8 protein-coding genes and 2 pseudogenes are annotated in these 8,558 nt (G+C 39.3%); all 10 read right to left on the reverse strand.

Going from position 1 to position 8,558, the window contains the following annotated elements; all coding sequences use genetic code 11:
• Positions 1 to 309: 309 nt before the first annotated feature.
• Positions 310 to 630, reverse strand: a complete 321-nt coding sequence (locus ACEW7V_RS00900; protein WP_374695589.1) for a reverse transcriptase domain-containing protein — start codon at positions 628 to 630, stop codon at positions 310 to 312.
• A gap of 28 nt (positions 631 to 658) precedes the next feature.
• Positions 659 to 787: a hypothetical protein gene (locus ACEW7V_RS00905; protein WP_374695590.1), complete on the reverse strand. Its 129-nt coding sequence runs from the start codon at positions 785 to 787 to the stop codon at positions 659 to 661.
• 715 nt (positions 788 to 1,502) lie between these two features.
• A pseudogene (locus ACEW7V_RS00910) lies at positions 1,503 to 1,940 on the reverse strand (hypothetical protein); the annotation flags it as partial.
• A 15-nt stretch (positions 1,941 to 1,955) separates the two neighbouring features.
• Positions 1,956 to 2,498: a hypothetical protein gene (locus ACEW7V_RS00915; protein WP_374695591.1), complete on the reverse strand. Its 543-nt coding sequence runs from the start codon at positions 2,496 to 2,498 to the stop codon at positions 1,956 to 1,958.
• Between the two features lie 191 nt (positions 2,499 to 2,689).
• Complete coding sequence (locus ACEW7V_RS00920; RefSeq protein WP_374695592.1) at positions 2,690 to 3,082, reverse strand: hypothetical protein; 393 nt, start codon at positions 3,080 to 3,082, stop codon at positions 2,690 to 2,692.
• A 2,082-nt stretch (positions 3,083 to 5,164) separates the two neighbouring features.
• Positions 5,165 to 5,272 carry a UvrD-helicase domain-containing protein gene (locus tag ACEW7V_RS00925; protein WP_374695717.1) on the reverse strand — a complete coding sequence of 36 codons (108 nt, stop codon included), beginning with the start codon at positions 5,270 to 5,272 and terminating at the stop codon, positions 5,165 to 5,167.
• Between the two features lie 644 nt (positions 5,273 to 5,916).
• A complete protein-coding gene (locus ACEW7V_RS00930; RefSeq protein WP_374695718.1) occupies positions 5,917 to 6,180 on the reverse strand; it encodes a hypothetical protein in 264 nt (87 codons plus the stop codon).
• A 619-nt stretch (positions 6,181 to 6,799) separates the two neighbouring features.
• Positions 6,800 to 7,277 (reverse strand): annotated as a pseudogene (locus ACEW7V_RS00935) (glutamate--tRNA ligase family protein).
• 429 nt (positions 7,278 to 7,706) lie between these two features.
• Positions 7,707 to 7,967: a hypothetical protein gene (locus tag ACEW7V_RS00940; protein ID WP_374695593.1), complete on the reverse strand. Its 261-nt coding sequence runs from the start codon at positions 7,965 to 7,967 to the stop codon at positions 7,707 to 7,709.
• Positions 7,968 to 8,281: 314 nt separating this feature from the next.
• Entirely contained in the window at positions 8,282 to 8,452 is a 171-nt protein-coding gene (locus ACEW7V_RS00945) for a hypothetical protein (RefSeq protein WP_374695594.1), read from the reverse strand.
• Positions 8,453 to 8,558 lie beyond the last annotated feature (106 nt).

Here is an 8,558-nt window from a genome sequence, read left to right on the forward strand (position 1 = left end):
AGATCTTCTTGATGTAACCTCCTTGTGACAAATGAAGAATCCCTTGCATCTATCTTTGCAAATCTCCATTCCAAAAAAGGTTTTCTGAGCTGGACCCAAATCTTTCATCTAAGTTCTTTAGATAATGCTTTCTTCAGCTAATTTACATCACTCATACTTCTGTTGGCTATCAACATATCATCCACATACAGAAGTAGATACAAAGCATTATCATTATCCATGTCCTTGACATATACACAGCAATCATGTTCACATCTGAGAAATCCAAGGCTTAAAATAAAAGCATCAAATCTTGATCCAGCGAGGTGGTTATTTAGAACCATACAATGACCTCCAGGGTAAACATACCTTATCCTCCTGTCCAATCTCTATGAAGCCATCAGGTTGCTTCATATAGATCTTCTCATCCAGACTTCCATGTAGAAAGGCTATCTTCACATCCATCTGCTCCAATTCCATATCATGTTCTACCACCAATGATAGCAACACCCGAATTGAAGTATGGCATACCATAGAAAAAAATACCTCGGTGTAGTCAACTCCTTTCCTTTGTGAGTATCCTTTTGCTACACCAGCCTTGCTTTGAATCTCACTCCACCTTGCTCTAAAGGTACTATTTTCTTTGGACACCCATCTGGAGCCAATTGCATGAGCATCTTTAGGGATCCACCAATTGCCATGTCTTATTCTTCTTGAGAGATTTCATCTCTTCCATCATGCCTTGCATCCATGACTCTTTATCAGGACTTTCCATGGCCTCCTTGAATGTTTCTGGATCTCCATTCATAGATATGAGAGCATAAGATATATTCTCATCCATGCCATATCTCATCGGCTTTTAGATTGTGTCGTTGAGATTATGCAATGCCACTCTCCCTTGCATTATCTGCAAGTCTTCTATTTGTGGTTGTTCCTGCACTTCACTTTGAACAACTGATTTTCCTTTCTGATCCTTCATCACAAGAGGACCTTTCCCACTAACTCCACCTCAACTGAAACACCCTTGCCAGTTGATGTAGATGGCCTATCCTCCACAGTGAAGGATGATTCAGCACTATTCACCTTTGAAGCTGCAAACTCATCCGTACTCCCCAATCTCTCCAAGATGCTCCTCTCATCAAATATGACATCCCTACTGATCACTATCTTGTGAGACTATGGATCCCATAGTAGGTAACCCTTGACTCCCACGTGGATAGCCGATGAAGATCATCTTCCTTGACTTAGGGTCCAACTTACTCCGTTCAGTTGCCTCCACATGTGCATAGGCCGGGCAACCAAACACCTTCAGGTGACCAAGCTCCACCTTCTTTCCACTCCAAGCTTCCTCTGGAAGTCCTCCATTCAGCTTGAAATAAGGAGACCTATTTATAGAAAACATGATAGAGTATAACATCACCCTAAAGGTTTTCGGCAGTGATGACTATAGCCTCATACTCTTTGCCTTCTCAATAGTGTCCGGTTCATTCTTTCCCAACACACCATTATGTTGTGAGTCATCCTTACTGTGTAATGGCATTTTGATCCATTTTTTCATAGTAACTCCTGAACTCTTTACTAGAGTACTCCCCACCATAGTGGAGCCAGTCTTTACATGTTTTCCTGTCTCCTTCTCTACTTAACCCTCCAGGCTTTGAACAGGAGCAATCTCTAAATTTTCTTCTCATCAGATACACCCACAATTTTCTAGAGAAGTCATCAATGAAGGTAACAAAATACCTTGCTCCACCCCTGGATAAAACAGGTGCTGGTCCCCATACATCCGAGTGAATTAGTTCTAAAACATCCTCACTCTGCTTGGTACCACTAGCAAACTTTACCCTATGCTGTTTGCCATAAATGCAGGGCTCACATAGGTCATTTCCATCCTTCTTCAGTGCTGGAAGGTTTCCTCTTCTGCTTAATTCAGTAAGCCCTCGGTCACTCAAGTGACCCATTCGATAGTGCCATAACTGTTAGGAAAGCTTCTCCTCTTGTGCTGCTGCAAGCACCTCTGCACTATCATTCACCACTGAGCCTTCCATCTTATACAGATTATTGCTCAGTCTTCTTCCTCTCATCACCACCAAAGCTCCCTTGGTTATCCTCAAACATCCACTACCAGCCCGGCAACTGAAGGCATAACCCTGCTCTTCCAAGTAGCCCAAAGAAATCAAATTTTTTTTCAATTCTGGTACATGTTTGACATTTGACAGAGTCCTTATCACTCCATCATACATTCTCACCCTAATGGTGCCAACTCCAGCCACCAGACAAGGGTGATCATCACCAAGGCTTACACTACCTCCATCAGACCTTTCATAGGTATCAAACCACTCCCGATGTGAGGTATAATGATGAGAGCATGCTGAATCCAACATCCAAGTATTATCCCAATCAACCGATCCATCTAAAGCTATCAGTACATCTTCTCTACTGCCTTCAGATACACTAGCACCACTAGTGTTGGCCTTCCACTTTAGTCTTCCAAAGAGGGAAATTCCTTTTGAAGTGACCAAACTGATGACATTTGAAACACTTCAAACCCTTCTTACTACCTTGAGACTGTGATCTATCTTTGATTTTCCCTAACCCTTTCCTTTGGTCTTCCTTGCCTTTCATTCATAGCAAGAACCTCCGAGTTAGGAGTTCCTTTGCAATCTTCTTCCTTTGCTCATTTGATTCCTGCACTCAACAACCTCTTCATAGATCAGGATTTCTTTCCATACACCAAGGTTGTTATTAGACCATCATATGATCCCGGGAGCGAACACAATAGCAACAATGCCCGATCCTCCTCATCAATTTTCACATCCAGACTCATCACCTCAGAACATACCTGGTTGAACCTCTGAATGTGAGCAACGAGGTCTCCTCCTTCAGGCATTCTCAAACTATACAACTGCTTCTTCAACCATAGCTTGTTTATCATATTCTTGCCCATATATGTGTTCTCAATCTCAGCTAGAGACCCTTTGTCGTAGTCTCGGTACAGACCTTTGGCAAAACTTGATTTGTCCAAACATATCTTGATGGTGCTGAATATGATCTCTTCTAACTCTTCCCAATCCTCAACATTGATCTTTTCGGTCTCTCTAACCAAGACCTTGTAGATCCTCTGTTGAACTAGCGTCTTTTATCCTTTGTTGCCATAGAGTAAAATTCCCTTGCCATCATACTTCTCGAAATCCACCTTGAAACTGCTTGACGCCATTACCACAATCAAGTAGAATCAATATGTACTAGATCTTACCTTCTAGCACTTCTTGGATGTAGAGATCTTCCCTTCTTCATGCAACCTCGCTCTGATACCAAATTGATGGAGATGATCCGGTGAATCCACACCCAGCAAAAGTGATCCAGGTGCGTGAAAGACCCTCTGCCAGCGATCCATAAGGATCACGGTAGGATACAGGTCAAACGAAGATCAATTGATCCCTTGGATTGATCAAGAAGTGAAGAAGAGGGAAAGGAGGAAGAATGAGATCTGGAAGAAATGGAGGGGTTTCTTGATTTCGATTGTTTCCTTGGACTATTACAAATGACCTTCTCTCTCTTGTCCTCACTCATAACCATCCCAACTTACATATATATATACCTAGATCATAAAAGACCTAGCCCTCCAGAACTTTCCTGGTGCAGCAACACGTGATTCAAAAGATCCCATCATCCGAGTTGGCTCGATCCCCTCGAGTCGACTCCATGCTATAGAGAGCACTCTGGATGAGTCAGCTCGAACCCCTCGAGTTGACTCATCGAGACTGTGTTACCTATTATGTGGAACCGAGGGCGACTCTCAGCAAAATACTCCTGCATCCATGCGAAGACCCAGCAGGTCGTCGACTACGACGAACTGAAGTGACTCACAATGCCCAGACTGACCAAAACTCAGTCTAACATCTAGGACTCATCCCGGACTCACTCCTAGCCCTAGATACATCATGTATGACCATGATAAACTGGACCAACCTAAACCTTGGCGTCATCCTGGAATCTTGGATGCACCACCTAAGACTCAACACAGGTTCCGTGTCATGAGGATCAGTGCCCTCGATTGCATGGTTGTTGACGTGGTGGTGCACCACAGGATGTGAAGCCTAGTAGGGCATGCATTGCGCAGGACATGCAGGTGGCGCGGCGTAAGGGTTTCGGGAGGTACAGCGAGGGCATGTGCCATTCAGGGGTTGCAGGTAGCTGGAAGCTTCCACGTCATAGTTTGTACCTCTACTGGTTCTCCCTCTTTACGCTGCGGCAGGGGCCTACGAGACTCGATGGGAGTAGAGAGAGGGAGAGCTGTCCAGTGCGCACCGGCTTTGGCGCATGAGCACAACCTCAGATGGGTGCTCGACCCTGGATGTGGGGGGCCACCTTCGGAGAGCATGAGCATGACCCCGGCTGGGTGCCCAACCCCGGATGCAGGGGGCCACCCTTGGATGCATGAGCATGACCCCGGCTGGGTGCCTGACCACAGATACGAGGCCGCCCGCGATACATAGAGCATGACCTGGCCCAGGAGCTGACCTCAGATGGAGGCTCGCCCTTGAGCACGATCCGTGAGACTGACCTCGGATGGAGGGCTCATCTTGGCATGCATGAGCATGACCCGACTGGGAGCTGACCTCAAATGGAGGGCTTGCCCTATGAGCATGATCCTGGTTAGGAGCTGACCTCGAATGGAGGGCTTGCCTTGGCATGCATGAGCATGACCCCGGTCGGGAGCTGACCTCAGATGGAAGGGATCACCTTGGTACGCATGAGCACAACCCCGATCAGGAGCTGACCTTAAACGGAGGGCTCTCCCTCTGAGAATGACGCCGATTAGGAGCTGACCTCGAATAGAGGGCTTGCCTTGGCATGCATGAGCATGACCCCAGTCAGGAGTTAACCTTAAATAGAGGGCACACCCTATGAACATGACCCCGGCTGGGAGCAAACCTGAATGGAGGGCTCACCTTGGAAAGCATGAGCATGACCCCAGCCAGGAGCTGACCTCAGACGGAGGGCTCGCCCTATGAGCCCTCCACATCAACCTTGCTTCGTTCCAGTTACGTATTGCTATTCATTTCTTTTAAAATGTCTTTGATGATGATTTTTTTGCAGTCTTTGTCATCTAAAATTTTAAAATTGGTGCGATATGAAAATGGTAAAAAGGGGATAAATTTTCTCAAAATTTGGTTTCCCAAAATTAGAAAAGTGCAAATAGTAATGCCTTTGTTTTTTCTTGACCAATCATTTTGGCAAGTTTTTCTTGCATTTGTTTGGCAGCTTTGTTGGTGAAAGTAAGGGCTAAAATTTGGTTGCTTGGTAAGTTTTTTGTTCGATTAAATAAGCAATTTTAGCAGTTAAAGTGGTGGTTTTTACCAGTGCCTGCTCCTGCTGCTAGATAAAAAAGATTTAGCATTGCTTGTGACTGCTGCAAGTTGGGTTTTATTTAATTTTTCTAAAAATTGGTTTTATTGGAAAACATTTTATACCTTTTATTTCGTTGTTTATCCTTTTTGTTTTGTGGTGTTTTTTCTGGGAGTGTTTTTTGGTTGGGTGATTTGATGGGATTTATTAGTTTTTATTTTTTTAGTAGAACAAATTTATTTTTGATGATTTGATTTTAAGCTTGCTACTTCATTGAAATTAATTTCTTGCGTTTTTCCATTTGTGTCTTTGTGATTTTGTCTGCTGCAAAATAACCTTGTCTTAGAAATTGAAAATGGTTTTTGCAACAACATCTTTTTGTAAACTTGATTCTACAAAACCTTTTTTGATATGCCAGGATTTATCGTTGAAATTACGCCATTTGTTACCAAAAGTAGTGGAGCAAAAAATTAAAAGTGGCTTTTGCAAGCAGTCTTTGCTTCTACAAAATGAATAGTTCCGTTTGGTTTTCTATCTTTAAAGCCGCTGCCGCTTTTGGTTTGAGGTCGTATGTTGCAAGAATTTCTGTTATTTCTCCTTTGTTGTTTTGACAACATCGTAAGCTTTAACAAAATAAGCATGAAATAATCTTACTTCTTCGCCTAAAGTTAATCTTTTATAATTTTTATCTGGTTTTTGTAGTGCAAAATCGTCTTTTTCAATGTAGAGATGGCGGGAAAAAAAAATTTCTCTTTCTTGGGTTTGTTCTTTTCCTTTTTTTGTTCTTGATTTTGTTCTGGGGTTTTCCTTGGGTTTGAGATGTATTGCAACATTTACAAGTATGAAAATTATTAGTCCAAGGAGCTTTGAGAGCTTCTATTTGGTTTTCAGGAAAGTTAGTAATAGTAAGTTTGAGGGGGGGTTTATAACTGCCATGCGAGGCAAGGATTTTCCTTAAGGTCACCTCTTACAAAGATTCTAACATTTCTTGTTTAACTTGTGAATTTACTTTGGATAAGCCTGTTTCAAGGACAAAATTTTTGATAGCTTCAAGTGTAGCCTTTTTTGCGGATGCCTGATAAAGTTGGCATTCTAGGGTCATCCCAACCTGTTACTAAGTTTTTTCTACCAAATTATTAAGATGTCTTTTACTCATAAAAGTTTGGGTAAGATTAAGTCTTCCAAATTCAATTTGGCGTGGATTATGTTTGGCTTTTGTTTCTTTGATTATTCAATCATATAAAGGTCTGTGGTCTTCAATTCCAAAGAACACAAAGAATGTGTGATGTTTTCAAGGAATCTTCAATGAATGAGCGTAATCATAGGTAGGAAAATATGCCAATGTTTTTGTTTTAAAGTAAAAGCAGAAAGAATACGGTACAAAATAAGGGTCTCTCAAATTAAGGTTAGGGCTTTGCATATCAATTTTGGCACGCAAAGCTTTGCTACCTTCTACAAAATTTCCTTTTTTTCATTTGTTCAAATAACCCAAGATATTTTCTTCAATACTACAAATTGCGATAAGGAGAATTGGTACCTTTTGGGTTAAATTACCGCGACTTTGGGCAATTTGTTCAGCGGTTTGGTCATCAACATAGGCTTTTCCTTGTTTGATTAAAAAAAGTGCCATTTGATACATTTGAGGGAAATAATCTGAGGCAAAAGTGATTTTTGTAAGGAGTGTATCCCAGCCATTTGATGTCATTGAGGATGGCATTAACATAAATTGTTTTTTCTTTGGAAGGGTTGGTGTCATCATAACGTAAAAGGGTTTTGCCTTCAAAAAAATGTGCCAATTCAAAATTAATAATGATGGCTCTGGCATTATTACAAAAATACATAAAAAACCATTGGGGTTTCGGGGCGAAACGTGTAATGATTTGGCTGCATTTTCCGCTTTGGAGGTCTTTTTGAATGATGGTTTTGATGAAATTTGATTGTTTTTGCATTTTATAAAGTCCTTTTTCTTTTTATTTGGTTTATTTGGGGTTTGGGCTTTTGGGTGGTTTTGTTTGTGAAAAAAATTTGTTTGGGAATCTTAGTTTTGGGTTCCAATTTTTATTATTAGTTAATTTATCTGTATTTTATTTATGATTAGAAATATAATTTAGGATTTTGAAAAAATAGACTTCTAAATATCGCTGTCAATATCATATCCTTCATATATTTTAATCAAACACTCTATTATATATACTAGCATTTTGAAAATATTTTTCCATTTTTAACAGTTGGAAGTTGCGGAAAGTGGGTTAGGGTTTATATTAAATTTAGATTTGCATTAAGCATATATCAATTTATTAACAAAAGACATTCATTAAATGAATGTCTTTTTATTTTAAAAATGGAGAATAAAAGAGCAAAAGTAAGGAATAAATTATTTAATTATAATAAATAATAATATTCTTGTTTTTCTTTAGTTGGCGTATTTCTATGGAAATATTTTCAATATCATTCAATAATTTAGATAAATTATTGAAAAAATATTTATTTTGTTTTTGTTCTTTTAAAGCGGGTAATTTAAAAGTTAGTTGATAAAAAACATTTTTATCAATTTCGATATTAACTCCTTGTTTTCCAATAACCTTTAATTTTTTATGAACTTGAGATTTTTTAAAAAATTCAATATAAAATCTTCGCATCAAACCCCTCTTTAACTTCAAAAACTGAATAAATATTAGAAATCAATACTGGTTTATTATAAATATTATAAGCAATTGATTTATGTTTTAAGAAATCTCTTTGTTCATAACAATATTGTTGGGATATGCTATTCTATAATTTTTTAATGTTTTTTTTAAATTGTTTGTTATTATCTCTTAAAATCAAACCTTTTTTACAATCTAGACTACAAATATCATAAGGGAAGCTATCTTTATTTGTTTTTGTTATTTCTTGTATTATATCTTTAATTGCTATTTCTTTTCTTTCATTTAGAATTTCTCTGAAAAATAATTCAATCTCTTTTTTCTATTTGTTGTATTTGCACTTCGTTCCGTTTTTTTAGCTTTGATAGATTGTTGTTGTTTCTTTCTTCAAAAGGAATATCGCTTACTTGTTTTTCTTTCCGAAAAACCTCTCTGGAAGTAAGTAGTTTGTAGGCCTCTGATAAGTTCTGTGATTTCACCTTTTAATTGTTGAGATAGCATAGTTTTCACGTGTCTTATTATTATTTAAGCTTTGATTGAACCTAAAATTCGCTTCTTTGTCAAATCTTCTATGGCAGCAATATG

Source organism: Areca yellow leaf disease phytoplasma, assembly GCF_041920595.1.

Bases quoted from the DNA above. Each gene is read 5' to 3' on its own strand.
- ACEW7V_RS00905 (WP_374695590.1), bottom strand. From the start codon at position 787: ATGAATGGAGATCCAGAAACATTCAAGGAGGCCATGGAAAGTCCTGAT.
- ACEW7V_RS00940 (WP_374695593.1), bottom strand. From the start codon at position 7,967: ATGCGAAGATTTTATATTGAATTTTTTAAAAAATCTCAAGTTCATAAA.